A 24,178-nucleotide genomic window follows, 5' to 3' on the forward strand; every position below is an offset into this window, starting at 1 on the left:
CCAATGATGCCGCCCGATCATACCACGATGGCTCGCAGATCGTCTGACCAGCATGACACTCCGCAGCCGTCTCGTTCCGGGCGCGCCAATTTTCCAGGAACTTAGCAGAAGAACCTCGTATTGCTCAGCGAGCGAGGTAGCAAATAGATCGCCGGTGGAAGGGCGACACCCTTGGCACTGCTCGGCTAGACATCGGCCGAATAGCCGCCGCTCCGCTCGCGGTTGCAGCAACGGCGGCAATCGGGTCTCGCCGCCGCCGACACATCAACCCTCGCGATCGTCGCGACGATCGCCCTTCTTCCCTGAAGATGGGATCGGCCTGGTTCAGGGCCAACTGCCTGGCGTTTAGAATTGCCCCTTCGGATCGAGACCGAAGCAAAGCTGGCCGACCAGCGCATAGATTGCCTGCGTGTCGAGGCTGGCGTGGCGCGCCGCCGCGTTGACGTCGCGCCAGTGGCGCTGGATCGGCGTGTCGAGCGCGGCCGAGCTCGCGCCGGCTCCCTCGAACAGCAGGTTGACGGCCTCGACGGCCGCGCGCGTGGCGAAGCCGATGTCGCGGCGGATTCGAATGCGATCGGCAACGGCAAGGTCCTCGCCGGCGCGCACGCGCGCCTCCAGCGGGACGAGGTCGGCGAGCAGCAGCGTCCGCGCGGCATCGATCCTCACCTGTGCCTCGCCTGCGCGGGCCTGCGCCTGAGGGCTCTGCGCGACGCTGATCGGTGCGCCGGGCTTGAGCGACGCCTTCATCTTGGCGCGCATCGCCTGGGCATACCAGTCGAGCGCCGACTGCGCCATGCCGAGGAGCGGCGCCACCAGCGTCACCGCCCCCATGGTCGCGAAGTTGAAACGGGCCATGAGGTTGCCGGAAACGTCGCGCCCAGGCGTCGTCCCCTGCTCGACATCGGCGAAGCGGATCACGCGATGCCCGGGCACGAAGATGGGATCGTCGGCGAACAGCGTCTTGCTGCCGGTTCCCTGCATGCCGGCGACGCGCCAGCTGTCATGATCGATGCCCAGATCGGCGCGCGGCACCATGAACCAGCCGACGCTGGGCGCTTCGCCTGCGACCTCGGGCAGCATGGCCGAGACGAACAGCCAGTCCGAATTGTCGCAATTGCTGGCGAACGGCCACCGCCCCCAGACGCGATAGCCTTCTTCCGAAGCCTCGCACCGACCGGTCGGGACGAAGGTGCCGGTCACGAGATGGTCGGGATTGTCGCCCCAGATCTCCTCCTGCGCGGCGAGCGGCCAATAGGCGGCGAGCCAGCCGTTGACATTGGCGAGCATCGCGCACCAGCCCGTGCTGCCGCAGCCGCGTCCCAGCTCGAAGCCGAGCCGCAGGATGTCGCTCGGGCCATATTCATAACCGCCGAAACGGCGTGGCTGGCCAAGCCGATAGAGACCCGCGTCGATCATCATCCGGGTGACCTCCGCACTGACCCGCCCGTCCGCCTCGGTCGCCGCCGCGCGGTCCATCAGCATCGGGCGGAACGCACGTGCCCGCTCAAGAAGCTCCTCGATCGCCGGGCGACCGGTCTCCACCGGTTCCACGACGGAAGTCACCAGGGTCATCGGCCTCTCCCTCCTCTCCAGTCGAACCTCGCCCGCATCAGGCGGACGCGGCGATCCTGGCGGCATCGTCTCTAGATGCCGCTCCCCCAGCACGCCCGCAGCTCGGGGATGAAGCTGTAGTCCCCGCCTCCGAAGCGATAAGCCGGCGGCTCGCCTTCGATGCGCAAGTCGGGGAAGGTCGCCAGCAGCTCCTCGAGCACCACACGCATCTCCATCCGCGCGAGGTTGGCGCCGGGGCAGTTGTGGATGCCGAAGCCGAAGCTCATGTGGCGGTTGTTCTCGCGATCCAGCCGGAAACAGGCCGGCTCCTCGAACATCGTTGGATCGCGATTGGCCGCTGCCCAGCCGACATAGACATCCTTCCCCGCCGGGATCGCCACACCGGCGACCTCAACCTCGGCCTTCGTCCGGCGGAAGAAACCGAAGAAGGGCGGATGCAGGCGCAGCGTCTCCTCCACCGCCACCGGGATCAGCGCCGGATCGGCGATCAGCCGGTCGCGCCGGTCCGCGACCGAGAATATCTCGAAGATCATGCTCGCCAGCGCCGAGGTGGTGCTGTGATGCCCGGCGCCGAGGAACGCAGCCAGCAGCACGACATAGTCCTCGTCATCCAGCACGCGTCCCTCGACGGTCATGCCGACCAGCGAGGAAAGGAAGTCGCCGCGCGGCCGATCGCGCCGCTCGTGGATCTCGGAGACGGTGAGTGCGCCGAACTCGGCCTGGCGGCGACCGAATGCCTCAGGGTCGCCCTGGGCGGCGAACATGGCGATCGCCGCCTCGCGGATCGGCGGCACGCGATCCTCGTCGACACCGACGAGGTGGCAGATCGTCTCGGCGGGCACGGGTTCGCACAGTTCGGCAACGATGTCACAAGAACCCGAATCCGCGACACGGGCGAGATGCCGGCGCACGTCCGCGCGCACGAAAGGCTCAAGAGCGGCCGGCGTTTCCGGCGTGACCGCGGCGTTGAAGATCGCGCGCCAGGCGCCATGACGCGGCGGATCCATCTCGAGCGCTGGGATCGGCCGGCGCGGCAGCATCGGGCGAAGCACCTGCGGCTCGGAGGAAAAGGTGCGATGGTCGGCCATCGCTTTCCGCACCTCCTTGTAGCCGAGCAGCATATGGAAGCCGTCATGCTCCTCGCTATGCGCGACCGGGCAGCGCGCCCGCGCCACCTCGAACAGCGCGAGGCTCTCGGCGGGCTGGCTGGTATAGCAGCTCCAGGCCGTGGCATTGCCTGTCAGTTTCGGCTCCTTCATGCTCCCTCCTTGTGTATCCACTATAGCGAGGTCCTAGACGTCGGATCTTCGCCGTCGCGAAACCCGCAATCCGCAACCGGGTAGCGATTCTTCGCATAATATTAGGACAAACAATATTAGACGTATAGGTCCTATCTTGACCAGCGCTGCGATATGGAGGAAATGTATATCCACTTATGATGAAGAATAGCCGTCAGGACCCGTCTATCGAACCGCCCTCCGGGCTCGCCGGCCAAGGGCGCGCCGTGGCACGGATCGTCGTGCCGACGGCCGCGCAGCATGGCTCGGCCTTCTCCGCACGGCGCATGGGAATGGCCGCGTTCGGACGGGAGGGCGACCCTTTCCTCAACCTCGATCATTTTCGGATGGGCGGCCCCACCTTCCCTCCGCATCCGCATGCCGGCTTCTCGGCGGTCACCTATATGCTGCCCGAGTCGCCCGGCGGCATGCGCAACCGCGACAGCCGGGGCGACCACAGCGTCATCCCGTCCGGCGGCCTCCACTGGACGGCCGCCGGTTCCGGCATCGTCCACGAGGAGGTGCCAGAACATGACGGGCTCACGATCGAAGGCTTCCAGATCTTCGTTCGGCAACCGGTCGCGCAGGAGGATGCGGCGCCGGTCATTCATCATGTCGATCCGGATGGCGTGCCGGAAGTGGGACTGAATCGGGGCTTCGCGCGCGTACTTGCCGGGCGCTATGGGGACCGCGGCGCACCCTTCGATCCGCCGAGCCCGCTCGCCCTCATCGACGTGACGCTGGTCGCGAACGAGCCTTTCGCCTGGACGCCCGAGCCCGGCATCACCAGCTGCGCGATCTATCTCTTCGCGGGCCGGCTGGCGACAGGCGGTCGTGAGGTCGCGGCCCCGGTGCTGATCCTGTTCGAGCATGGCCAGGCGCCGGTCCATTGCACCGCTATCGAGGATACCCGCCTGCTGGTGCTGGCCGGCCGGCCGCTCGACGCCCCGTCCGTCAGCAACGGCCCGTTCGTCCTGTCGTCGCAGGCGGCGCTCGACGCTGCCGTGGAGCGCTACCGCCGCGGCGCGATGGGCGCGCTCACCTGACGGGAAGGAGAGAAGGAATGACACAGGACCACTGGGTGCTGAAACGCTTCGCCGCGGTAGACGCCAAGGATATCGACGGCTTCATCGACATGCTGACGGAGGACCATCGCTTCGTCTTCGGCGGGCGCCCGCCGGTGATCGGCAAGGCTGACGCCCGCGAGCAGGTGCTCCATTTCTGGTCGCTCATCGGACGCCTGAGGCACAATATCCAGCGGGTAACGGTGGCGGCAGAAGACCTGATCTTCGTCGAGGCGGACGTCGATTACGAGCGGCTCGACGGCCACAGCGTGACCGTGCCGTGCTGCGACGTCATCCGCACGCGCGGCACGCTGATCTGCGAGCAGCGCGCCTATCTGGACCAGAGTCCGGTCTGGGCCGACGCCGTCGAGCGGCATGTCCCCTGGACGCAGCTGCGCCAGGACATCCAGGCGGCCCAGGTCGCCTGATGCCGATCATCACCGTCAATCTGCTCACCGGGCGCGACCAGGCGAAGAAGAGCGCGCTCATCCGCGAACTGGCCGACGCCGCGGTGCGCGCCTTGGACGTGCCGCTGGCCTCCGTCCGGGTGGTCTTGAACGAAGTACCGCCCGAACATTGGGGCATAGGCAATGAAACGAAGGCGAGCCAGAACGCGAAAGCGAAGGAGGGGCAATGAGTGAGGCATATCGGCTGGCGACCGTCGAAGGCGATGGCGGCTCCAGGGTGGTGGTCGAGCGGAAAGGATTGGCGGTTCCACTGACGGCGCTGCTCGAACCCGACGATCTTGCGCGCCTGGGCGGTGCGCCGAAAGACCTGATGCCGCTGCTGGAGGAATGGCCCCACTGGTCCGCAAGGCTGGCCGAACGGATGGCCGGCAAGGCCGACCGGTTCGGCGATGCCGCGATTCCGGCCGACACGCTCAGCTTCCTCCCCCCGATCGCCCTTCCGCGCAAGCTGATCTGCATTGGCGCCAATTATCACGACCATATCGCCGAGATGCCGATCCCGATCGTGCCGACCTACCCCTACTCCTTCCTGATGTCGCCGAGCACCACGCTGCGGGGCTCGGGTGCGGCGGTCGAGAAACCGTCGATGACCCGGATGATGGACTGGGAAGCCGAGCTCGCCGTGGTGATCGGCTTGCGCTGCCGCGACGTGCCCGAGGAAAGCGCGCTCACCGTGGTGGCGGGCTACACCAACTTCAACGATCTTTCGGCCCGTGACTGGATCGCCTCGCGCCCGCCGATCGGGGTCGATTGGGTGCAACACAAGAATTTCGACGGCTTCGGCCCGATCGGGCCCTATTTCGAACCCGCCAAATTCACCGGCGATCCCCAGGCGCTGCCTGTCCGCCTCTCGGTCAACGGCGTGACGAAGCAGGACAGCTCCACGGCGCAGATGGTGTTCGGCGTAGCCGCGGTCATCGCCCATCTCTCCCGGATCATGACGCTCGAACCCGGCGACATCATCGCGACCGGCACGCCGGCTGGGGTCGGCCATGGCCGGCAGCCGCCCGAATATCTGCAGCCGGGCGATGAGGTGCGGATGGAGATCGGCAATCTGGGCGAACTGGTCACGCCGATCGTCTGATCATCCCATGGGCTCGTCATGCCCGATCAGAACGCGCAGGCACCGAAGGAAGGCGGTGCGGTCGGCGGGCTCCAGCGGCGCGAGGATTTCGCGCTGCGCCGCCACCACGCCCTCGATGCGATCGGCCAGCAGCGCTTCGCCGCCCGGCGTGATCTGCATCGTCCAGGCACGGTTGTCGTTGGGATCGCGCTCGCGCTTCACCCAGTCGCGCGCGACCATGCGGCCGAGCATCTCCTTGAGCGTGCTCTTGTCGATCCCGGTCGCTTCGACCAGCTCGCGTTGCGATGAGCCCGGATTCTTGGACAGCGCGATGAGCAGCGCAATCTGCTGACGCGTCACATCGTCGCCGACATGGCGGGCGAAGATCTCGTAGGAACGCTGGTGATTGCGGCGAAGCAGATGGCCCGGCGCATCGAGCAGGTTGAACTCGGCCAGACGGCGGCGCAGCTCGGGATCGTCCACTTCGGCTCCTGACATGGTCGCTTGCGACGGCGACCATGCCGTGGAGCGCCCCACCATATCAAGCCGCCGCGTGCAGGCTGCGGCCAACCCGGAACTCGGCCGAGCCGAGCGATTGCACGCTGACCCGCACATGCTGGCCGGGCGCCAGCGCCTCGGCCGCCGTCGCGCCTCCCGCCATCACCACGTCACCGGCCTGCAGCGGCTCGCCCGCCGCCCCAGCCAACCGTGCGGCGGCGACCAGCGATCGGATCGGGTGGCCGAGGATGGCGGCGCTCGATCCGATCTGCCTGGCCGCCCCATCGATCTCCAGGATCATGCCGAGGTTGGAGAAATCGATCGCGGGGCTCGACCAGGGACCGACCACGAAGGCCGAGGAAGAGCTGTTGTCGGCAACCACGTCGGTCAGCGAGAATTTGAAATTCTCGTACCGGCTGTCGATGATCTCGAGCGCGGGGGCGATGCCCGCCAGCGCCGCGAGCGCCGCCATAGGCGTCACCTTCCCCGCCAGCGGTGCCTTGAGCAGGAAGGCCAGTTCCGGCTCGACGCGCGGATGGACGAAACCGGCGAAGTCGATCGCGCCTCCGTCCTCGACCAGCATCGCGTCTGTCAGCCGGCCCCATATCATCTCGTCGATCCCCATCTGGGTCATCTTGGCGCGGCTGGTGAAACCCATCTTGATGCCGATCCGGCGCTCTCCGCGCGCATAGCGTCGCGCCATGGACGCCTTCTGCACCTCATAGGCTTCCACCAGTCCGATCGGCTCGGCGAGCTGGGGCGTCGCGGTGGCCGTGCGCTGCGCTTCGTCGAGGCGCGTTGCCAGCTTGGCGAGATCGGTCATGGCTATTCCTCCCCTGTCGGTGCGTTGCGCGTGAGATCGACGGTCATCCGTCCTTCCCGAAGCCGACCCGCACGCTGCCGAGCCCGCCGATGCGTGCCTCGACGCTGTCGCCGGGCGCCACCGCGACCATCGGTCCGAGGGCACCCGAAAGGACAATGTCCCCCTGGGCGAGCGGCCGGCCGACCTCGGCCATCTTGGCCGCGAGCCAACCAAGCGCGTGGAGCGGATTGCCGAGGCAGGCCGCACCGGCGCCGAACGAGGTCGGTTCGCCATTCCTTTCCAGCACCATGCCGCACAGCCTCAGGTCGATCGCGCCGAGCGACACGGGCCGGGTGCCGAGCACGAACAGGCCGGACGAGGCATTGTCCGCCACCGTATCGACGATGCCGATGTTCCAGCCGGCGATGCGGCTGTCGACGATCTCGATCGCAGGCAGCGCATAAGCGACGCTGTCGATCAGCTCGGCGGTGGTCAGCCGCGCAGCATCGGGCGTGTGCGCCATGATGAAGGCGATTTCCGCCTCGACCTTGGGCTGGAGCAGCCGGCCGGCCGCCACGATGTCGCCATCGGCCACCGCCATGTCGGCGAAGAGATGGCCGAAGTCGGGCTGGTCGACGCCGAGCTGCCCCTGCACGGCCTTCGCGGTCAGCCCGATCTTGGCGCCGACGACGACGCGGTCCTGCGCCTCCCAATGAGCGGTGTTGGCCGCCTGGATCGCATAGGCGTCCTCGATCTTCGCATCGGGAAACGCCTCGCGGATCGGCGCCATCGCCACGCCGCTCGCATAGCAGTCGCGCAGCTGCGCGGCGACGGTACCGACATCGAGGCCAAGACCTAATCTGCGGGTTGCCATTCGGGATCTCCGGAGCAGAGGAAGTGCCACATGCGCTCGATGAGCGCGCCGGCCCTGACCGCGCGACGCGCGGCCTGGTCGGCTGTATATTCGAGGGGACGGATGCCGGCAGCGCGGGCGGGAAGCAGCGCCAGCTCGATCCGCGCAGCATCCTCGAGGAAGAAGGCAAAGGCCGCCGCCTCCTCGATCGTCGCGCCCGCAGTGACTGCACCGTTGCCACGCAGCACGATCGCGGCAGCGTCGCCCATCCTCCCGGCCACCTGCTCGGCCCGCTCGTCGTCCCGGACGAGCAGGACGTCCGGCCATAGCGGAGGTGACGGCGCGAAATAGCTGCCGAGCCCGTGCAGGACTCGCGGCGTCTCGCCGAGCGCCGACAGTGCCATCACCGCCGGCGACTGGAAGCGGCAGACGCCGCCGACCGCCGGCCGCCGGCGGTAGATCTCGCGGTGGATACGCACTTCGGGCAAAGCCCGTTCGGGCAATTCGCCGTCGATGGGCACGACCACGCCGGGATCGTCCGTTTCCACCGTTCCGAGCGGCTGCGGCGGCGAGCAGAGGAAATGCCGCTCGTCGATGCGTGCGCTGACATGGCCATAGGCATGAACCAGCCCGTGCCGCGCCGTCGCGCGGGCGGCGAGCCTCACACCTCTTGCGACATCCCTTCGGGCCTGAGCCGGTTCAGGCAGCACGCGCGATATCCGGCTCGGTCTTGAATTCGGGAATGTCGGGCAGCGAGCCCCACATGCAGAAGCTCGACGGAACCGCCGGAAAGGAGCGCGGCACGTAGGTCTTCTCGTCCTCCGCCGTTATCATCCGAACGCCGGTGGAATATTCATAGACGATCCCGTCCGGCCCCATGAAGTAGAGGAATCGGGCACCGGAGGTTGGATGACGGCCGGGACCGAACACGATCCTGACATTGTGGTTCTGGAGGAAATACCAGGAGCGCATGATGTCGTCCTGGCTCTCCACCTGGAAATTGACGTGCTGCACGCCGGCAAAAGTGGAGGGGAAAAGGGCGATCTTGTGATGCACCTCGTCGATGCGCAATAGTGCCGCATCGCCGATCCAGTCGCTCACCTTGGCATTGAGCAAGGTCGTATAGAAGCGCTCGTCCGCCTGGGCGTCGGCGGTCCGCAGGCCGACATGGCTGAACGAGGTGATGCCGGCATCGCGTGTTCCGTAATAGCGCTTGCCGCTCGCCGCCGGTCGGGCGACGAGGTCGATCACGTTGCCGGTCGGGTCCTTGATGGTGACGAGCCCGCGCACGCGCCGCTGCTCGCGCTCGTCGGACGTGCCGTGACGCACCGGGACGCCCGCATCCTCGAACATCGCGGCGGCGGCGTCGAGCGCCGCCATGTCCTTCATCTCGAAACCGAGCACATGTCCCGCCTCGCGCCCTCGCACATAGCAGATATTGTGGTCGCGATCGTCTCCGCGGAGATAGGCGGCGCTCGCCTCGCGACCGACCAGCTCGAGCCCGAGCATCTGCGTCGCGAAGCGGATGCTCTCGTCGAGATCCTCGGTGCCGATGCGGACGTAGCGGATGTCGTGCAGGTCCGCGCCCATGTCAGCTTCCCTTGGTGAGGGTGGATTGCGGGCGCTGGAACTTACGGCTCATATGACCCGCGCCCTGCTGGTCGCCGAGCGCGAAGCCCCACGAATAGCCGCCCTTGGGATTGCACAATATCTCCCAGGCATTGTCGTCCTTGTCCCAGAAGTAGAAGCAGTAGGTGCCGTGCTGGACCACCGGCTTGGTGATCTTGTGCAGACCCCATTTCTCCGCGTCGCGGAGCACGATCTGATAGGCCGCGTCCACCTCGGCTTCGGTCTCGACGTCGAGGCCGTTGTGATTGAGGAACGGCATCGCGTCCTTGGTTTTGGACGGGCTCTTCACCACGACGATGATCTGGTCTCCGCCGAGCCGCGCCCAGAACGAAACGTCCGCCATCTGTACCGTCTCGAAACCCAGGAACTCCTCGAAGAACCTCCGGGTGAAGGCGATGTCTCCGCACTCCAGCGTCGCGTGGCTGTAGAAATTGAGCTTGAGCGCGGGTTCGACCTTCTCGCGCGATTCGGCAACGGTCGCCATGGCCTCTCTCCTGTCGCTTATAGCTTGATGCAGATGTTGGTCGGTTCCGAATAGAAGTCGATCGAATGCTCGCCGCCCTCGCGGCCGATACCGGACATCTTGGCCCCTCCGAAGGGCGTGCGCAGATCGCGCAGGAACCAGCAGTTCACCCAGGAGATACCCACCTCCATCGCCTTGCCGACGCGGTGCGCGCGCGACAGGTTCTGCGTCCAGATCGAGGAGGCGAGACCATATTCGGTATCGTTGGCGAATGCGATCGCCTCCTCCTCCGTATCGAAGGGGATGACCGCGCAGCAGGGGCCGAAGATCTCCTCCCGACATGTCCGCGCGCCATGGGGAAGGCCTGTCCAGATGGTCGGCTGCACGAAATAGCCGTTGGCGGCCTCGCCAGAGAGCCGCGGCACGCCCCCGCCGGTAACGACCGTCGCGCCTTCCTCCACCGCCAGGCTGTAATAATCGAGCACCTTGCGCCGATGCTCGTCCGAGATCAGCGGCCCGAGGTCGACGCCGTCGTCATGGGGCAGTCCGGGCTTCAGCGCTTCGGCCTTTGCCTTCAGGCCCGCGACGAACGCCGCGAAAACCGGCCTCTCGACATAGATGCGCTCGGGCGCGAGGCAGACCTGGCCGGTGTTGAGGAACGCCGCACGGGCGAGACCGGCCACGGCCGCGTCCATATCCGCGTCGGCGAACACGATGGCTGCGTTCTTGCCGCCCAGCTCAAACGACAGCGCCTTCACGGTCGGCGCCGCCGCCTTCATGATCGCCGATCCGGTGCGTGTCTCGCCGGTGAAGGTGATCGCCCGGATGCCGGGGTGGGAGGTCAGGAACTCGCCCGCCGAATCCGGTCCGAAGCCGTGCACGACGTTGAAGGCGCCGTCCGGCATGCCGACCTCGGCCATCACCTCGCCGAGCAAGGTGGTCGTCGAAGGCGTCTCCTCCGAAGGCTTCACGATGACCGCGTTGCCACAGGCCATGGCGGGGGCGACCTTCCACGTCATCAGCAGCAAGGGCAGGTTCCACGGCGAGATCACGCCGACCACGCCGAGCGGCTTGCGCACCGCATAGTTGAGCGCCGTGCCCCCATCCGGCGTGTCCATCTCGAAGGTCTCGGTTGAGAGGTTGGCGATGGCGTCCGCGAAGACACGGAAATTGGCCGCTCCGCGAGGAATGTCGAGGTGGTGGGCGAGCGCGTGCGGCTTGCCGGTGTCGGCGATCTCGGCCTCGAGGAAGTCGTCGAACCGCTCCTCGATCCGGTCCGCCACCCGGCAGAGCAGCGCCCGCCGCCGGGCGAGCGGCATGCGCCCCCAGTCGCCCGCGACCGCCTTGCGCGCCGCGGTGACAGCCGCATCCACGATCGCGCGGTCAGCTTCATAGGCGACCGCGTGCACGCGCCCGGTCGCCGGATCGCGGATGTCGAAAGGAGAGCCTCCGTCGACGAAACGCCCGTCGACGAAATTGCGCAGCCGCCTCGGCCCCTCGCTCGGTACGGCGTCCGCCAGATGCATGCTTCGGGTCGCCACTCTCACACCTCCAAACGACTCACGTCCATAAAAGACGTATACGTCCTACTTTTCCGATCGACAAGGGCATGCAATTGCCGCCCTAGCCTAAAACTTGCCCGCCGTGGCGCCGGCGATCGCGAACTGCAGGCTCATGCGAACACGTGCCGTGTCATATTCCGGCGCCAATGCCGCCAGCAGCTCCAGCGCGGTACGCGCGAGATGGCGTGCGGACAGCTCGCCGGCCAGCATCGCGTCGCCGGCGGAGATCGCGTCGAACAGGGCGCGATGCTCCCGCTCGCCGCGCTGCCACCAACCGGGCAGATGCTCGCCCTTGTAAGCCGATTGGTAGCGCTCGCTTCGCTTTTCGAGCGCATCGAGATCCGCAGCATAGGCGTCCCCGGCCTGCGCCACGATCAGCCTGTGAAACTCCCGATGCAGCTTCTGCCAGACAGCGAAGCTGTCATGCGCATCACGCCCTTCCAGAGCATGGACGACCTCGCCGAGCCTTTCCTTCAGCGCCGCCGTCATGGTCCGCGTCGTGAAGGTCACGGCGAGCGCCTCCATCATGATGCGCTTCATGTAAAGCGCCTCGATATCCTTGGGGTCGAAGCCCAGCACACGGCTGCGGAAATTGGGCTCGCCGGTGACGAGACCGCCCTCCTGCAGCATCCGCATCGCTTCGCGCACCGGCGTCCGACTCACGTTGAGCAGGCGCGCGACCTCGACCTGCGACAGCACCGTGCCTGGCCTGAGCCGCCCGCTCAGGATTGATTCCTGCAGGCTCTCATAGACCTCGACCGCCGTCCGGCGGCCATCGCCACGCTCAAGCGGCCTCAACATATCGGGTTCCAAGCTCATGGATACTGCATGCCTAACTGGATACATTATGGCAAGGGGCAGCTTGCACGACCTGCTGTGCCAGATTCAATGGCCCAGCCTATTCCCGATATAGAGACGCAAAAAATAGATGAATGGACGTATAGGTCCTATCTTGACTTGGATCAGGCTGAATGCAAAAGTGCGTCCACTTATCACGGAGGCAGCGGGGCAGCTTCAGCCGGAAAACCCGGAAAGACCCCGATCCACCAAGGCAAGCCGCCAATCGGCGGACCAGACGCGAATCGGCGCGGTCAACAAGGAGGGGAGACGATGACGAGAAACGGGATGACGAGACGGGCTCTCGCTGCAAGCATGACGGCGCTGGCCGCCGCCCTGCCAGCCCATGCGCAGACCTCCACCCCCAACGCCGACACTCGGACGGCGGGCGAGGTCACCGGCATCGAGGATATCGTCGTGACCGCGCAGAAGCGCAGCGAGAATCTGCAGAGGACCCCGGCGGCGGTCACCGCCTTCACCGGCAGCTCGCTCGTCCAGTCAGGCACGACCGACCTTCGCGCGGTGCAGAACATCGTTCCCGCTGCCCGCTTCCAGCAGGAAGGCGCCACCACGCAGGTGATCCTGCGCGGCGTCGGCTCGAACTTGGACTTCGGCAATGTCGAACCGACGGTCGCCTTCAACGTCAACGGCATCTTCACCCCGCGCGAAGGCACCAGCCAGCCCTTTTTCGACCTCGATCGGATCGAGGTGCTGCCGGGACCGCAGGGCACGCTCTACGGTCGCAATGCGCTCGGCGGCACGATCAACGTCTCGTTCAAGCGGCCGACGCACGAGGCCGAGACGAGCGGCGTGATCGAGGGCGGCAATTACGATCTGATGCACGCCACCCTCGTGCAGAACCTGCCGCTGTCCGATGCGCTCGCGGTGCGCGCGGCGGTCGATTACACCAAGCGCGACGGCTATATGGAGACGGGCGCCTATTCAAAGGACGACATCGCCGTCCGCCTGGGCCTGCTGTACGAACCGAGCACGGACGTCTCGTTCTATCTCTGGGGCCAATATACCAACCGCGACGGATCCCCCTCCAACCTGGTGAACAAGGGGTTCGATCCAAATACGGGCCAGTTCAGCGAGAATGCGTTCCTGCGAAAGGATCCGTGGGACGAGCTCCGTGTGGGGGCGTTCGCGGATCCCGCGCTCCTGCCTTTCGGCCAGCCGATCAAGGAAAAGCAGAAATACCATCTTTGGAACTTCGGCGGACAGCTCGACGTCCAATTGGCCGATGGCCTGACCCTCACCTATATCCCGGGCTATTTCCGGCTGGACTCGCATTCACGCTACTGGCTCGGCGTCATTCCCGATTTCAAGGAAGACAATTACCGGCTGCTGACGCAGGAACTGCGGCTCGCCGGCGATGGCGAGAGGCTGGACTGGCTGGTCGGTCTCTACGGCTATACTCAGCGCACCTATGGCTTCTCGTACGTCGGCAAGGAAGCCGGACCATTCGGGTTCATCGCCAGCGGCGTTCTCCACCATCGCGTCAAGGGCATCGCGCTGTTCGGCCAGGCAACCTATCACCTTACCGATGCATGGCGGATCACCGCGGGCGGCCGCGGCAGCCTGGACAAGCGCAAGGCGAACGGCATCTCGCCGGACGTCGGCAATCCGCTCTTCACCTTCGAAAAGTCGTACAAGCGGTTCGATTTCAAGATCGGCACCGAATATGATTTGACGCCCAAGGTGATGACCTATCTCACCTACCAGACCGCCTATCAGCCGGGCACGTTCAACGAGGTGCCTTCGACACCCGCCAAGTCGAACCGGATCAGCCCCCCGAAACTGTCGTCGATCACCGGCGGCTTCAAGAGCCGTTTCCTCGACAATCGACTGCAGATCAATGTCGAAGCCTTCTACTATTCCTACCGCGACCTGCTGTTGCAGGCTTATGATGCGAGCAAACCATATAATGAGATCTTCAACGCCAAGGCCGAAACCTACGGCGTCCAGATCGACGCGGTGCTCCAGCCGACGCCGGACGACCGATTGAACGCATCGGTTGGCTATCTCCATGCGCGGACCAAGAAATATGCCGTGGCCGGGCTGGAGCGCTTCGAGAATCTGAGCCTGCCCTATGCGGCGGACTGGACGATCAACCTCGCCTACCAGCACGATTTCCATCTGGCGAGCGGCTATATCCGGCCAATGGTCGATGCCCGCTACGAAAGCTCCTATTTCGCGGACTTCGTCCATACGCCCGGCACGCGCCAGCGACCTACCTGGCGGGAGAACGCCTCGATCACCTATTTCGCCGACAGCGGGCGGTGGAGCGCCGGGGCATGGATCAAGAACATCACCAACAAGGCAGTGATCGCGGCAACCGCGGCGGCGGGCATTCCCGGCCCCGCGACCGCTTATCTCGAGGAACCGCGCACCTATGGCGCGCGCGTCACCTTCAATTTCTGACGATGGAGGCGATGATTGGCCGGCATGCTCGATAATCTTTCGGTCCTGGTCACGGGTGCGGGAGGCGGGATCGGTTCCGCCACCGCGCTTGTCCTGGCCCGTCATGGCGCACGACTGATCCTGACCGACGTCGACGCGGGAGCCGGGGAGGCGGCGACCAAGGCGGTCACCGACACTGGCGGCGAAGCCTATTTCGTGCCCGCCGACCTCGGATCGGAGGAGCAGATCGCCGGCCTCGTCAAAACGACGGTCGATCGCTTCGGCCGGATCGATGGTGCGTTCAACAATGCGGCGGTCGAGCAGCACAACAAGCCGCTCGACGAGATCACCACCGAGGAGTGGGACAAGGTCATCCGCATCAATCTGTCGGCGGTCTTCTTCTGCATGAAATACGAAGCGAGAGCCATGCTCGCGCAAGGCGGCGGGTCGATCGTCAACACCGCCTCCTCGCTCGGCCAGGTAGGGCTGGCCGGCGCCGCCGATTATTGCTCGGCCAAGCATGGCGTGCTGGGCCTCACGCGCGCGGGCGGCGCGGATTACGGCCAGCGCGGCATCCGCGTGAACGCGATCCTTCCCGGCATCACGCGCACACCGATGATCAGACGGTTGAGCGAGGACCCCGCGCTATCGGCCACGTTCGACCGGCTGCGGCTGCGTCACTCGATGGGCCGCTTCGGCGAACCGGACGAGATCGGGGAATCGGTTGCCTGGCTGCTTTCGCCGCAGGCATCCTTCGTGAACGGCGCCGCCATCGCGGTCGACGGCGGCTATCTTTCCATCTGAACGGAGCAATCGATGTACATGCTCTCCCACGCTATCCCGGTGAACCCCGACGGCATCGAGCCGAAGCTCACGCGCGAGCAGGTTTGGCGCGGGCTCGAGATGAAGGCGGAGAACGCCATCCCCTTCGTCAACGGAATGACTCAATGCGACCTGATCGAGCGCAAGGATAATGTGATCCTGCGCGAGATCACTTTCGCCGGCATGCAGAGCAAGGAGCTCATCACGCTGTTCGCACCGGTCAAGGTGCAGTTCGAGCGGCAGGACGGCACGGGCTGGATCGATAATGTGATCAGTGATTCCGACGACGGGCTCCTCCTCTCCTTCACCTTCGGCATTCGCTTCCCCGGCATTGCCGAGGGCAGCCCCGAGGAGTCGGCCAAGGGCGACAGCATGCGCGGCGCCTATGTCGGCGCGGTCGGCGCCACGCTCAGTCGCGTGCGGCAGATGGTGGCGGACGGCGAACTCTGACAGGATCGCGCCCGAACGAAAATGAACATGAAGGAGAGGAAGAGTGTCACTGGAATGGGTAGCCGCCTTCTTCCGCGATGCCGACATGGTCGAGATCGACAAGCTCGCGGCATGGTTCGCCGATGATATCGAGCTGCGTTTCGCCAATAATCCCGCGATCCGCGACAAGGCGACCGCCGTTCAGGTGATGAGCCAGTTCTACGATTCGATCTCGGGGATGAGCCATTCGGTCGAGACGCTGATCGGCGACGGCGAAGCCGCTGCCCAACAGGCCATCGTCACCTATACGCGCAAGGACGGCGGCGTCGTCCCCCTGCCCGTCTCCAGCTATTTGCGCCGCAACGCCGCCGGCAAGCTCGACCGGCTGTGGATCTATATCGACATCGCTCCGCTCTGGGCGGATGCGGCCTGATGATGCGCCGGTTCGAAGGCAAGACCTGCATCGTCACCGGATCGGGCGGCAGCATCGGGCGCGCCACCGCGCTGCGTCTCGCGTCCGAGGGCGCGAACGTGGTCGGCTGCGACGTCGTCGCGGCGGGCGCAGAGGAAACGGTTCGCCTCGTCGAGGACGCGGGCGGCACGATGATCTCGGTCCATCCGTGCAACCTTACCGACAAGGCGGCCTGCGAGGGGCTCGTCGCCGCAGCGGTCGAGCGGTTCGGGGCGATCGACGTGCTCTTCAACAATGGCGCGATGGCCTATTTCGCCTGGATCGAGGAGATGTCGGACGAGACCTGGTACAAGACCATCAACGAGGAACTCGATCTGGTCTTCCTGCTCACCCGAGCCGCCTGGCCGGAACTGGTCAAGTCGAAGGGCTGCATCGTCAACACCGCCTCGCTCTCGGCCTGGGCGGGAATCGAGCTTCTTCCCGGTCTCGCGCATGCGGCCGCCAAGGGCGGCGTCCTCTCGATGACCCGCCAGCTCGCGATGGAAGGCCGCAAGCACGGCATCCGCGCCAATTCCGTCTCGCCGGGTACGATCGAGACGAACCAGACGCGCTTCATCCTAGACGATCCGGAATGGTGCCGCATCCAGCTTGGCCGTGCGATGATCAACCGGATGGGCCAGCCGAGCGAAGTGGCGAGCGTCGTCGCTTTCCTGGCCAGCGCCGACGCGAGCTACGTCACGGGCGCAGACATTGCGGTCGACGGCGGCGTCCGTGCCTGGTGAGGCAGCGACGGCCGCCCGCCTCACCCGGACGCCGCGCTATCCCTCTGGCGGATCACCCGCAGCCGCGGCCTTTCGCTGCCAGGCGGCGTGCGGGACGGCTCCGGAGCGTGCCGCAAGAAGGACCGAAGAGGAGAGAGCCGCATGACCCCCGAACAGAAGATCGCATCGTTGTGGGATGAGAAGCAGGTCCGCAACGTGATCCTGCGCTTCGGCCGCGCGCTCGATACCGGCAACTGGCCGGCCTACCGTTCCTGCTTCACCAACCCGGTCAACATCGATTTCAAGCGGCTGACGGGGCGCGACGAGGTTCGCATCGACGCCGACCTCTGGACGCTCTTCGCCGAGCAGATCCTGAGCCCTGTACGCCGCCACCATGTCTATACCAATTGGGATATCACGGTGGACGGGGACCGCGCCCACGCGCTCGTCTACATGACGGCACGGCACTGGAAATCGACCGACCTCGGTGTTTCGCACAACACCCAATATGGATGGTATGATTTCTGGCTCGCGCGCCAAGCCGACGGCGAGTGGCTGATGCACAAGGTGAAGCACGATTTCCAATGGGTCGACGGCAACAATGCGCTCCTCGATCTTCAGGAGCCGGCACTCGTCGAGACCATGACGAAGATCTTCTGCGAACCCAATTTCGCAGCGGCGCGCGAATGAGCTGAGATTGCACGGCCCCGGACCGATGGGTCCGCGATCAAAGACCCGCTGGACTCACAGCGCGATCCCTCCCTTCGCCAGCGGCAGCGTCGCGCGCGGCCGGGGAACGCCGCGTCACATCACGCCGGCGTGCGATCCCGCAGGTCGCGCACCCGCGCCGCCTTGCCCGAGGAGCGCGGCAAGGCACCCGATTCGACGATCCGGGTCCGGGCGCTGATGCCGATCACCTCCTTGACGTAGCCGGCCAGGCGGGCGCCCTCGGCGCTGCCGCGGGCCTCGTCGCAGTCGAGGCGGCGCTCGACGATGATCAGCACCTCGTCCATCCGGCCCGGGCGGGTGATCTCGACCTCGAAATGCGGGGCGAGGCCCTCGCACTTAAGCACCTGTTCCTCGATCTGGGTCGGGAAGACGTTGACGCCGCGGATGATCAGCATGTCATCGCTGCGGCCGGTGATCTTCGCCATGCGGCGCATCGGCACCTCGATGCCCGGCAGCAGCCGGGTGAGGTCGCGCGTGCGGTAGCGGATGATCGGCAGCGCCTGCTTGGTCAGCGAGGTGAAGACCAGCTCGCCTTCCTCGCCGTCGGGCAGGACCTCGCCGGTCGCGGGGTCGATCACCTCGGGGTAGAAATGATCCTCCCAGATGGTCGGCCCGGCCTGCGACGACACGAATTCCTGCGCGACGCCGGGGCCCATCACCTCGGACAGGCCGTAGATGTCGCAGGCCTTGATGTCGAACGCCTCTTCGACCTCGCGGCGCATCGCCTCGGTCCAGGGCTCGGCGCCGAAGATGCCGTATTTGAGCGAGCTCGCACGCGGATCGATGCCCTGGCGGCGGAACTCGTCGAGGATCGCCAGCATGTAGCTCGGCGTCACCATGATGATATCGGGCTTGAAGTCGCAGATAAGCTGGACCTGCTTCTCGGTCTGGCCGCCCGACATCGGTATGACGGTGCAGCCCAGCGCCTCCGCGCCGTAATGCGCACCAAGGCCGCCGGTGAACAGACCATAGCCGTAGGATATCTGCGCCTTCATGCCCGGCCGGCCCCCGGCCGCGTGGATCGAGCGCGCGACCAGGCTCGCCCAGATCTCGATGTCGCGCTTTGTATAGCCGACCACGGTCGGCTTGCCCGTCGTGCCCGACGAGGCGTGGATGCGCGACACCTGCTCCTGCGGCACCGCGAACATCCCGAACGGATAGGTGGCGCGCAGGTCGGCCTTGGTGGTGAAGGGGAAGCGGGCGAGGTCCGCGAGCGACGTCAGGTCGTCGGGGGTCACCCCGGCCGCATCGAACGCCTTCGCATAATGGGGCGAATTCGCATAGGCATGGGCCAGCGTCGACTTCAGCCGCTCGAGCTGGAGCGCCCGCAACTCCGCCAGATTCGCGGGGCCATAATCGACCTCAGCCATGATCCTCTCCCTCCATTCCTGCGCACGACCCACGGCGGTCGGAGCGATGGCATGACGTCCATAGTGGACCGTGCCGATGCTCCCGACAACCGGACGAAACCCCGGAGCCGCGCAGGCGTGGATGACGAGAATCGCCTGGCCGCCCACCGCTCCGACGCCCCGCTGATATAATTAAACGTCTGGTCGATCAATATATGAAACGCCCGAAAACCGGGACCGAAATCGAGTTTGGGTCGGATCAACGGCGCTCGATCGTCAGGTGGACCAGCTCATGGACGGGTTCGAGCCGCTCGCGGATCGCCGCGGCCGGCGCGGCGCCGACGATGTCGACGATCGCGGCATGGGCGCCCGGCCCGACCTGCCAGACATGCAGGTCGACGATCCGGGCATCGCCCGGCCTCTCGACGCAGTCGCGAATCTCCGCGACCAGATGCGCGTCGGCGGTGTCGAGCAGGACCGCGGCGGTGTCGGCCATCAGCGTCCAGGCCCAGCGCGCGATCACGACCGCTCCCACCAACCCCATCAGCGGATCGAGCCACAGCCAGCCGAGATAGCGCCCGGCGAGCAGCGCGACGATCGCGAGCACCGAGGTCAGCGCGTCGGCGAGGACATGGACATAGGCGGCGCGCAGATTGTTGTCGGCGCCGCCATGATGGTGGTGATCATGATGGCCATGATCGTGGCCGTGCGCATGGCCATGATCGTGATGATGGTGATGACCGTGCCCGCCCGACAACAGGAGGGCGCTGACCAGGTTGACGCCCAGCCCCAGCACCGCGACCAGGATCGCCTCGTCGAAGGCGACCTTGGCCGGCTGAGCGAGCCGGACCGCGGATTCGATCGCTATCCCCAGCGCGACGATGCCGAGCACCAGCGCCGAGGCGAAGCCGGCCAGATCGCCGACCTTGCCGGTCCCGAAGCTGTAGCGCGGATTGGCGACGTGCCGCTTGGCATAGCGATAGGCGAGCGCCGCGACGCCCAGCGCCCCGGCATGGGTCGCCATGTGGAACCCGTCGGCGAGCAGCGCCATCGAGCCGGTCAGATAGCCGGCGACGATCTCCCCGGCCATCATCGCCGCCGTCAGCGCCACCACCCACGCCGTCCGCCGGGCGTTGTCGTCATGCGCGGCGCCCAGATAGTCGTGGGCGTGCGCCTGGGCTTCGATCTCGAAACGGCTGGCCATGGCAACCCTCAGCGAAAATGCCGGCGAAGAACGGTCGAAAGCTCGTCGGCCCCGGCCTTCCGCTCCTCGTCCGAAAGCCCTTCTGCGGCGACATGCTCGCGCAGGTGTTCCTCGACCAGCTCGTCCATCAGCCCGGCCACCGCGCCGCGCACCGCCGCGACGAGGTGGAGCGTCTCGCTGCACGCCGCCTCGGCCTGGATCGACCGCTCGACCGCGCCGATCTGCCCGGCGATGCGCCGCACCCGCGCGATCAGTTGATCGCGATTCCCTGCCACATGTGCCATAGCATAGGGGGGTACCCTATATCGACGCCGAACGCAATCGATCCCGGATGCAGGACCGAGTCCGATTCGGCGAAGCTGGGGAGGATCATGCGGAAGGAGAATTGGCGGCCGTGGGGCGCCACGCGCCATTCTCGATCATGCCGGGCCATCTGGGGGATGGCGTGGTTCCGGCTGGATGATGGTCGGGGCGACAGGATTCGAACCTGCGACCCCCAGACCCCCAGTCTGATGCGCTACCAGGCTGCGCTACGCCCCGACCAAGGCTGCGCGCTTTAGGGAGGGTTTTGCCGCTTGGCAAGCGCGCGGTTGCCCTTGACGTGCGGAACGTGATAGGCGCGCGCCACTTCGGGGGCCGTCGGGCCCGCTTTTTCCGGGATACCAGATAAGATGTTCGCTTCTCCCGCATACGCACAGGCCGCAGGCGCCGCCGGGTCCTCTTCCGGCAGCACGATCTTCATGCTCGGCCAGTTCGTCCTGATCGGCGTCATCTTCTATTTCCTGCTGATCCGTCCGCAGCAGAAGCGGATGAAGGAACACCGCGCGACGATCGACGCGGTCAAGAAGAACGACGTGATCGTCACCGCCGGCGGCATCGTCGCCAAGGTCGTGAAGGTCGACGAGACCGAGGTCGAGGCGGAGATCGCCCCGAACGTCAAGGTGAAGATCGTCAAGGGCACGATCGCCGAGGTCCGCTCAGCGGGCGCCGGCAAGCCCGCGAACGACTGATCCGCATATGCTCGATTTTCCGCGCTGGAAGGTCTGGTCGATCTGCCTGCTGCTGGCGGCGGGCGTCCTGCTGTCGCTGCCCAGCTTCATCCCCGAATCGACCGCCGAGCGCATGGGCCTGAGCGGCCTGCCGCGCATCAACCTCGGCCTCGACTTGTCGGGGGGCAGCCACCTGATGCTCGAGGCGGACACCACCGACCTCGCCAAGCAGAACATCGCGAAGATGGAGGAGCAGGTCCGCACCGAGATGCGCCGCGCCGATCCCCCGATCGCGATCGGCGACATCTCGACGACGGGCGGGCGCCTCTCCTTCTTCGTACGCGACGCCAGCCGGATCGACGCCGCTGTCGAGCGGATCCGCACGCTGACCCAGCCGTCGGGCATGACCGGCCAGCGCGACTGGGACGTGCAGGTGGTCGATTCGACCCGGATCGTCCTGACCCCGACCAAGCAGGGCCTGGCCCAGGCGACCGACAGCGCGATGCAGGTCGCCACTGAAGTCGTTCGCAAGCGCATCGACGAGATGGGCACCCGCGAGCCGACGATCATCCGCCAGGGCGCGGAGCGCATCGTCGTGCAGGTGCCCGGCCTCCAGAACCCGGCGGCGCTCAAGGCGCTGCTCGGCCGCACCGCCAAGCTCGAATTCAAGCTGGTCGACCTGACCGCCGATCCCGCCGCCGTCGCGCAAGGGCGGGCACCGGTGGGCAGCGAGGTCGTCGCCTATGCCGAGCCCGGCCAGGCACCAATCGCGGTCAAGCGCCGCGCGATGCTGAGCGGCGACGAGCTGATCGACGCGAAGCTAAGCTACAACAGCCAGACCAACGAACCGGTCGTCTCGATCACCTTCAACAGCGAAGGCGGGCGCAAATTCGCCCGCGTCACGCAGGAGAATGTCGGCAAGCCCTTCGCGATGATCCTCGACGGCAAGGTGCTGTCGGCGCCCAATATCAACGAGCCGATCCTCGGCGGACAGGCGCAGATTTCGGGCCGCTTCACCACCGACAGCGCCAACCAGCTCGCCATCGCGCTGCGCTCGGGCAAGCTGCCGGTCGCGCTCAAGGTCGTCGAGGAACGCACCGTCGGCCCCGATCTCGGCGCCGATTCGATCCGCGCCGGTACCCTTGCCAGCGTGATCGCCGTGGTCGGCGTCGTGATCTTCATGCTCGTCAGCTACGGCCGCTTCGGCTTCTACGCCAACCTCGCCGTGGTGATTAACGTCTTCGTGATCCTCGGCATCATGGCGCTGCTCAACGCGACGCTGACGCTGCCCGGCATCGCCGGCTTCGTGCTGACGATCGGCACCGCGGTCGACGCCAACGTGCTGATCAACGAACGCATCCGGGAGGAGCTGCGCCGCGGGCGCACGCCGACCCAGGCGGTCGAGCATGGCTATAAGGAAGCCAGCCGGACGATCTTCGAGGCGAACGTCACCCACGCCATCGCGGGCCTGATCATGTTCGTGCTCGGATCGGGCCAGGTGAAGGGCTTCGCGGTCGTGCTGCTGATCGGCATCGCGACCTCGGTATTCACCGCCGTCGTCTTCACCCGCATGCTCGTCGCGCTGTGGCTTCGCCACAAGCGGCCCACCAGCATCCATATCTGATCGGAAACAGAGCCATGCGTCTGCTGAAACTTGTTCCCGACAACACCAATATCGGCTTCGTCCGGGTCCGCTTCGTCGCCTTCGTCATCACCGCGCTGCTGACCATTGCGTCGCTCGCGGTGGTGGGTGCGCGCGGTCTCAACATGGGCGTCGACTTCGTCGGCGGCCTGATGATCGAGGCGAAGTTCCAGACCGTGCCGCAGCTCGATGCGGTACGCAGCAACATCGACGGCCTCGGCGTGGGCGTCAGCTCGCTCCAGCAGTTCGGCGATCCCAAGACCGTGTCGATCCGCCTGCCGATCCCCGAAAGCAGCGACGAGGGCGCGACCAATGCCGTCGTCAGCAAGGTCTCGGCCTCGCTGGTCAAGCAGTTTCCCGGCGTCACCTTCACCCGCTACGACACCGTATCGGGCAAGGTGTCGGAGGAGCTGATCCAGAACGGCGTGCTCGCGGTCGTGCTCGCGGTGCTCGGCATCGCGATCTTCTCCTGGCTGCGCTACGAATGGCAGTTCGGCGTGTCGACCTTCGTCGCGATCGTCCACGACGTGCTGATGACGCTGGGCTTCTTCGCGCTGACCCAGCTCGAATTCGACCTCAACATCGTCGCCGCGGTGCTGACGATCATCGGCTACTCGATCAACGACAAGATGGTGATCGACGACCGAATCCGCGAGAATATGCGCAAATATCGCCAGATGGACATGAAGGCGCTGATCGACCTGTCGGTCAACGAGACGCTGCCGCGCACCGTCATGACCTCGGTCACGGTGATGCTGGCGCTCGGCGCGCTGCTGCTGTTCGGCGGCCATGTGCTGCGCGGCTTCGCGGCGGCGATGATGCTCGGCATCGTCGTCGGCACCTATTCGTCGGTCTACGTCTCCTCGTCGCTGCTGATCACCCTCGGGCTCGAGCCGCAGCGCTTCTCCGCCAAGCCCAAGGAAAGCCGGCCCGACGCCGAGCGCGTCGGCCCGCAGCCCTGATGGTCAGCTTCGACCGGGAGGAAGCGCCGGCCGGCCCCACGATCCGGGGCTTCTCCGGCAACGCCTTCCGTGTCGCGGACCGGATCGTGCCCGGCGGGCTGTGGCTGACGCCGGACAACGCGCTCGACTGGACTCCGCCGGCGTTCGAGGCACTGGCCGTCGACGACGTGGCGGGACTGATCGCGATCCAGCCGCCGCCCGAATTCCTGCTGCTCGGCACCGGCCCGACGATGCGCCGCCCCTCCCCCGCCTTCGTCGCCGCGATCGAGGCGCTCGGCTTCGGCGTCGAGCCGATGGACAGCCGCGCCGCCGCCCGCGCCTGGAACGTGCTGCGCGGCGAGGACCGCTGGATCGTCGCGGCGTTCATGCCGCTGTGATCGCAGGCTGAA

Annotated in this window: 28 protein-coding genes and 1 tRNA gene; 14 read left to right on the plus strand and 15 right to left on the minus strand. The window is 66.2% G+C overall.

The annotated features are described in order from the left end of the window. Positions 1 to 345: 345 nt before the first annotated feature. A complete protein-coding gene (locus B5X82_RS21415; protein ID WP_079650218.1) occupies positions 346 to 1,572 on the minus strand; it encodes an acyl-CoA dehydrogenase family protein in 1,227 nt (408 codons plus the stop codon). A gap of 71 nt (positions 1,573 to 1,643) precedes the next feature. Continuing rightward, positions 1,644 to 2,831 (minus strand): cytochrome P450, encoded by a 1,188-nt coding sequence (locus B5X82_RS21420; protein WP_079650219.1) that lies wholly within the window; start codon positions 2,829 to 2,831, stop codon positions 1,644 to 1,646. A 245-nt stretch (positions 2,832 to 3,076) separates the two neighbouring features. On the opposite strand from B5X82_RS21420, the gene B5X82_RS21425 reads away from it, so the two are divergent. From B5X82_RS21425 to B5X82_RS21440, 4 genes are read left to right on the plus strand one after another with little or no spacing between them, the layout of a single operon-like run. Further along, complete coding sequence (locus B5X82_RS21425; RefSeq protein WP_176152657.1) at positions 3,077 to 3,895, plus strand: pirin family protein; 819 nt, start codon at positions 3,077 to 3,079, stop codon at positions 3,893 to 3,895. Positions 3,896 to 3,912: 17 nt separating this feature from the next. Beyond that, entirely contained in the window at positions 3,913 to 4,341 is a 429-nt protein-coding gene (locus B5X82_RS21430; protein WP_079650221.1) for a nuclear transport factor 2 family protein, read from the plus strand. Continuing rightward, positions 4,341 to 4,550, plus strand: coding sequence for a tautomerase family protein (locus B5X82_RS21435; RefSeq protein WP_079650222.1), 210 nt, complete (start codon positions 4,341 to 4,343; stop codon positions 4,548 to 4,550). Before B5X82_RS21430 ends, B5X82_RS21435 begins: the two co-directional genes overlap by 1 nt. Next, positions 4,547 to 5,464 (plus strand): fumarylacetoacetate hydrolase family protein, encoded by a 918-nt coding sequence (locus tag B5X82_RS21440; protein WP_079650223.1) that lies wholly within the window; start codon positions 4,547 to 4,549, stop codon positions 5,462 to 5,464. Before B5X82_RS21435 ends, B5X82_RS21440 begins: the two co-directional genes overlap by 4 nt. Here the strand turns inward: B5X82_RS21440 and B5X82_RS21445 are convergent, their stop codons facing one another. From B5X82_RS21445 to B5X82_RS21480, 8 genes are all read right to left on the minus strand, one after another. Beyond that, entirely contained in the window at positions 5,465 to 5,926 is a 462-nt protein-coding gene (locus B5X82_RS21445; protein ID WP_176152658.1) for a MarR family winged helix-turn-helix transcriptional regulator, read from the minus strand. 58 nt (positions 5,927 to 5,984) lie between these two features. Continuing rightward, entirely contained in the window at positions 5,985 to 6,764 is a 780-nt protein-coding gene (locus tag B5X82_RS21450) for a 2-keto-4-pentenoate hydratase (protein WP_079650225.1), read from the minus strand. Between the two features lie 43 nt (positions 6,765 to 6,807). After that, positions 6,808 to 7,617, minus strand: coding sequence for a 2-keto-4-pentenoate hydratase (locus B5X82_RS21455; RefSeq protein WP_079650226.1), 810 nt, complete (start codon positions 7,615 to 7,617; stop codon positions 6,808 to 6,810). Next, on the minus strand, positions 7,599 to 8,261 hold the full coding sequence (locus B5X82_RS21460; RefSeq protein ID WP_209044878.1) for a class II aldolase/adducin family protein: 663 nt from the start codon (positions 8,259 to 8,261) through the stop codon (positions 7,599 to 7,601). Before B5X82_RS21460 ends, B5X82_RS21455 begins: the two co-directional genes overlap by 19 nt. A gap of 34 nt (positions 8,262 to 8,295) precedes the next feature. After that, positions 8,296 to 9,186, minus strand: coding sequence for a VOC family protein (locus tag B5X82_RS21465; RefSeq protein ID WP_079650228.1), 891 nt, complete (start codon positions 9,184 to 9,186; stop codon positions 8,296 to 8,298). Position 9,187: 1 nt separating this feature from the next. Next, positions 9,188 to 9,709 (minus strand): VOC family protein, encoded by a 522-nt coding sequence (locus B5X82_RS21470; protein ID WP_079650229.1) that lies wholly within the window; start codon positions 9,707 to 9,709, stop codon positions 9,188 to 9,190. Between the two features lie 17 nt (positions 9,710 to 9,726). After that, on the minus strand, positions 9,727 to 11,214 hold the full coding sequence (locus B5X82_RS21475) for a 2-hydroxymuconic semialdehyde dehydrogenase (protein ID WP_079650230.1): 1,488 nt from the start codon (positions 11,212 to 11,214) through the stop codon (positions 9,727 to 9,729). 102 nt (positions 11,215 to 11,316) lie between these two features. Continuing rightward, the gene (locus B5X82_RS21480; RefSeq protein WP_125724087.1) at positions 11,317 to 12,096 is read right to left on the minus strand and encodes a GntR family transcriptional regulator; all 780 of its coding nucleotides are present in this window, start codon (positions 12,094 to 12,096) and stop codon (positions 11,317 to 11,319) included. Between the two features lie 279 nt (positions 12,097 to 12,375). Here B5X82_RS21480 and B5X82_RS21485 point away from each other — a divergent pair, with 279 nt between their 5' ends. The 6 genes from B5X82_RS21485 (at position 12,376) to B5X82_RS21510 (ending at position 17,604) form a co-directional block, all read left to right on the plus strand. Continuing rightward, positions 12,376 to 14,511 (plus strand): TonB-dependent receptor, encoded by a 2,136-nt coding sequence (locus tag B5X82_RS21485; RefSeq protein ID WP_176152660.1) that lies wholly within the window; start codon positions 12,376 to 12,378, stop codon positions 14,509 to 14,511. Between the two features lie 24 nt (positions 14,512 to 14,535). Beyond that, positions 14,536 to 15,294, plus strand: a complete 759-nt coding sequence (locus B5X82_RS21490) for an SDR family NAD(P)-dependent oxidoreductase (RefSeq protein ID WP_079650232.1) — start codon at positions 14,536 to 14,538, stop codon at positions 15,292 to 15,294. Positions 15,295 to 15,306: 12 nt separating this feature from the next. Then, positions 15,307 to 15,762 carry an SRPBCC family protein gene (locus B5X82_RS21495; RefSeq protein WP_079650233.1) on the plus strand — a complete coding sequence of 152 codons (456 nt, stop codon included), beginning with the start codon at positions 15,307 to 15,309 and terminating at the stop codon, positions 15,760 to 15,762. 43 nt (positions 15,763 to 15,805) lie between these two features. Further along, on the plus strand, positions 15,806 to 16,174 hold the full coding sequence (locus B5X82_RS21500) for a nuclear transport factor 2 family protein (protein WP_079650234.1): 369 nt from the start codon (positions 15,806 to 15,808) through the stop codon (positions 16,172 to 16,174). Beyond that, a complete protein-coding gene (locus B5X82_RS21505; RefSeq protein ID WP_079650235.1) occupies positions 16,174 to 16,935 on the plus strand; it encodes an SDR family NAD(P)-dependent oxidoreductase in 762 nt (253 codons plus the stop codon). Before B5X82_RS21500 ends, B5X82_RS21505 begins: the two co-directional genes overlap by 1 nt. A gap of 141 nt (positions 16,936 to 17,076) precedes the next feature. Beyond that, positions 17,077 to 17,604, plus strand: coding sequence for a nuclear transport factor 2 family protein (locus B5X82_RS21510; RefSeq protein WP_079650236.1), 528 nt, complete (start codon positions 17,077 to 17,079; stop codon positions 17,602 to 17,604). 119 nt (positions 17,605 to 17,723) lie between these two features. Here the strand turns inward: B5X82_RS21510 and paaK are convergent, their stop codons facing one another. The 5 genes from paaK to B5X82_RS26840 form a co-directional block, all read right to left on the minus strand. Beyond that, a complete protein-coding gene (gene paaK, locus B5X82_RS21515; protein ID WP_079650237.1) occupies positions 17,724 to 19,013 on the minus strand; it encodes a phenylacetate--CoA ligase PaaK in 1,290 nt (429 codons plus the stop codon). Between the two features lie 238 nt (positions 19,014 to 19,251). Continuing rightward, positions 19,252 to 20,196 carry a CDF family Co(II)/Ni(II) efflux transporter DmeF gene (gene dmeF / locus B5X82_RS21520; protein WP_079650238.1) on the minus strand — a complete coding sequence of 315 codons (945 nt, stop codon included), beginning with the start codon at positions 20,194 to 20,196 and terminating at the stop codon, positions 19,252 to 19,254. An 8-nt stretch (positions 20,197 to 20,204) separates the two neighbouring features. Then, positions 20,205 to 20,480: a metal/formaldehyde-sensitive transcriptional repressor gene (locus B5X82_RS21525; protein ID WP_079650239.1), complete on the minus strand. Its 276-nt coding sequence runs from the start codon at positions 20,478 to 20,480 to the stop codon at positions 20,205 to 20,207. Between the two features lie 179 nt (positions 20,481 to 20,659). Beyond that, a tRNA-Pro gene (locus tag B5X82_RS21530) sits at positions 20,660 to 20,736 on the minus strand. Between the two features lie 16 nt (positions 20,737 to 20,752). Then, positions 20,753 to 20,938, minus strand: coding sequence for a hypothetical protein (locus B5X82_RS26840; RefSeq protein ID WP_176152656.1), 186 nt, complete (start codon positions 20,936 to 20,938; stop codon positions 20,753 to 20,755). Here B5X82_RS26840 and yajC point away from each other — a divergent pair. Genes yajC through B5X82_RS21550 form a run of 4 tightly spaced genes read left to right on the plus strand, consistent with a single transcriptional unit; the run spans position 20,868 to position 24,166 of the window. Next, positions 20,868 to 21,206: a preprotein translocase subunit YajC gene (yajC, locus tag B5X82_RS21535; protein WP_079650240.1), complete on the plus strand. Its 339-nt coding sequence runs from the start codon at positions 20,868 to 20,870 to the stop codon at positions 21,204 to 21,206. The two genes, B5X82_RS26840 and yajC, sit on opposite strands and share 71 nt — an antisense overlap. Positions 21,207 to 21,213: 7 nt before the next feature. Next, a complete protein-coding gene (gene secD, locus B5X82_RS21540; protein WP_079650241.1) occupies positions 21,214 to 22,809 on the plus strand; it encodes a protein translocase subunit SecD in 1,596 nt (531 codons plus the stop codon). A gap of 14 nt (positions 22,810 to 22,823) precedes the next feature. Then, positions 22,824 to 23,789, plus strand: coding sequence for a protein translocase subunit SecF (gene secF / locus B5X82_RS21545; RefSeq protein ID WP_079650242.1), 966 nt, complete (start codon positions 22,824 to 22,826; stop codon positions 23,787 to 23,789). Then, positions 23,789 to 24,166 carry an MTH938/NDUFAF3 family protein gene (locus tag B5X82_RS21550; protein WP_079650243.1) on the plus strand — a complete coding sequence of 126 codons (378 nt, stop codon included), beginning with the start codon at positions 23,789 to 23,791 and terminating at the stop codon, positions 24,164 to 24,166. Before secF ends, B5X82_RS21550 begins: the two co-directional genes overlap by 1 nt. Positions 24,167 to 24,178: the final 12 nt, after the last annotated feature.

It is taken from the genome of Rhizorhabdus histidinilytica (assembly GCF_900167915.1).
Taxonomy (GTDB): Bacteria; Pseudomonadota; Alphaproteobacteria; order Sphingomonadales; family Sphingomonadaceae; genus Rhizorhabdus; species Rhizorhabdus histidinilytica.

Excerpts from the sequence above, each read along its gene's own strand:
- B5X82_RS21420 (WP_079650219.1), bottom strand. The coding sequence starts at position 2,831 with ATGAAGGAGCCGAAACTGACAGGCAATGCCACGGCCTGGAGCTGCTAT.
- B5X82_RS21490 (WP_079650232.1), top strand. The coding sequence starts at position 14,536 with ATGCTCGATAATCTTTCGGTCCTGGTCACGGGTGCGGGAGGCGGGATC.
- B5X82_RS21505 (WP_079650235.1), top strand. The coding sequence starts at position 16,174 with ATGATGCGCCGGTTCGAAGGCAAGACCTGCATCGTCACCGGATCGGGC.
- B5X82_RS21495 (WP_079650233.1), top strand. The coding sequence starts at position 15,307 with ATGTACATGCTCTCCCACGCTATCCCGGTGAACCCCGACGGCATCGAG.
- B5X82_RS26840 (WP_176152656.1), bottom strand. The coding sequence starts at position 20,938 with ATGAAGATCGTGCTGCCGGAAGAGGACCCGGCGGCGCCTGCGGCCTGT.
- secD (WP_079650241.1), top strand. The coding sequence starts at position 21,214 with ATGCTCGATTTTCCGCGCTGGAAGGTCTGGTCGATCTGCCTGCTGCTG.
- B5X82_RS21470 (WP_079650229.1), bottom strand. The coding sequence starts at position 9,709 with ATGGCGACCGTTGCCGAATCGCGCGAGAAGGTCGAACCCGCGCTCAAG.
- B5X82_RS21465 (WP_079650228.1), bottom strand. The coding sequence starts at position 9,186 with ATGGGCGCGGACCTGCACGACATCCGCTACGTCCGCATCGGCACCGAG.
- paaK (WP_079650237.1), bottom strand. The coding sequence starts at position 19,013 with ATGGCTGAGGTCGATTATGGCCCCGCGAATCTGGCGGAGTTGCGGGCG.
- yajC (WP_079650240.1), top strand. The coding sequence starts at position 20,868 with ATGTTCGCTTCTCCCGCATACGCACAGGCCGCAGGCGCCGCCGGGTCC.
- B5X82_RS21440 (WP_079650223.1), top strand. The coding sequence starts at position 4,547 with ATGAGTGAGGCATATCGGCTGGCGACCGTCGAAGGCGATGGCGGCTCC.
- B5X82_RS21455 (WP_079650226.1), bottom strand. The coding sequence starts at position 7,617 with ATGGCAACCCGCAGATTAGGTCTTGGCCTCGATGTCGGTACCGTCGCC.
- B5X82_RS21430 (WP_079650221.1), top strand. The coding sequence starts at position 3,913 with ATGACACAGGACCACTGGGTGCTGAAACGCTTCGCCGCGGTAGACGCC.
- B5X82_RS21485 (WP_176152660.1), top strand. The coding sequence starts at position 12,376 with ATGACGAGACGGGCTCTCGCTGCAAGCATGACGGCGCTGGCCGCCGCC.
- B5X82_RS21475 (WP_079650230.1), bottom strand. The coding sequence starts at position 11,214 with ATGCATCTGGCGGACGCCGTACCGAGCGAGGGGCCGAGGCGGCTGCGC.
- B5X82_RS21435 (WP_079650222.1), top strand. The coding sequence starts at position 4,341 with ATGCCGATCATCACCGTCAATCTGCTCACCGGGCGCGACCAGGCGAAG.
- dmeF (WP_079650238.1), bottom strand. The coding sequence starts at position 20,196 with ATGGCCAGCCGTTTCGAGATCGAAGCCCAGGCGCACGCCCACGACTAT.
- B5X82_RS21525 (WP_079650239.1), bottom strand. The coding sequence starts at position 20,480 with ATGGCACATGTGGCAGGGAATCGCGATCAACTGATCGCGCGGGTGCGG.
- B5X82_RS21510 (WP_079650236.1), top strand. The coding sequence starts at position 17,077 with ATGACCCCCGAACAGAAGATCGCATCGTTGTGGGATGAGAAGCAGGTC.
- B5X82_RS21550 (WP_079650243.1), top strand. The coding sequence starts at position 23,789 with ATGGTCAGCTTCGACCGGGAGGAAGCGCCGGCCGGCCCCACGATCCGG.
- B5X82_RS21480 (WP_125724087.1), bottom strand. The coding sequence starts at position 12,096 with ATGTATCCAGTTAGGCATGCAGTATCCATGAGCTTGGAACCCGATATG.
- secF (WP_079650242.1), top strand. The coding sequence starts at position 22,824 with ATGCGTCTGCTGAAACTTGTTCCCGACAACACCAATATCGGCTTCGTC.
- B5X82_RS21415 (WP_079650218.1), bottom strand. The coding sequence starts at position 1,572 with ATGACCCTGGTGACTTCCGTCGTGGAACCGGTGGAGACCGGTCGCCCG.
- B5X82_RS21450 (WP_079650225.1), bottom strand. The coding sequence starts at position 6,764 with ATGACCGATCTCGCCAAGCTGGCAACGCGCCTCGACGAAGCGCAGCGC.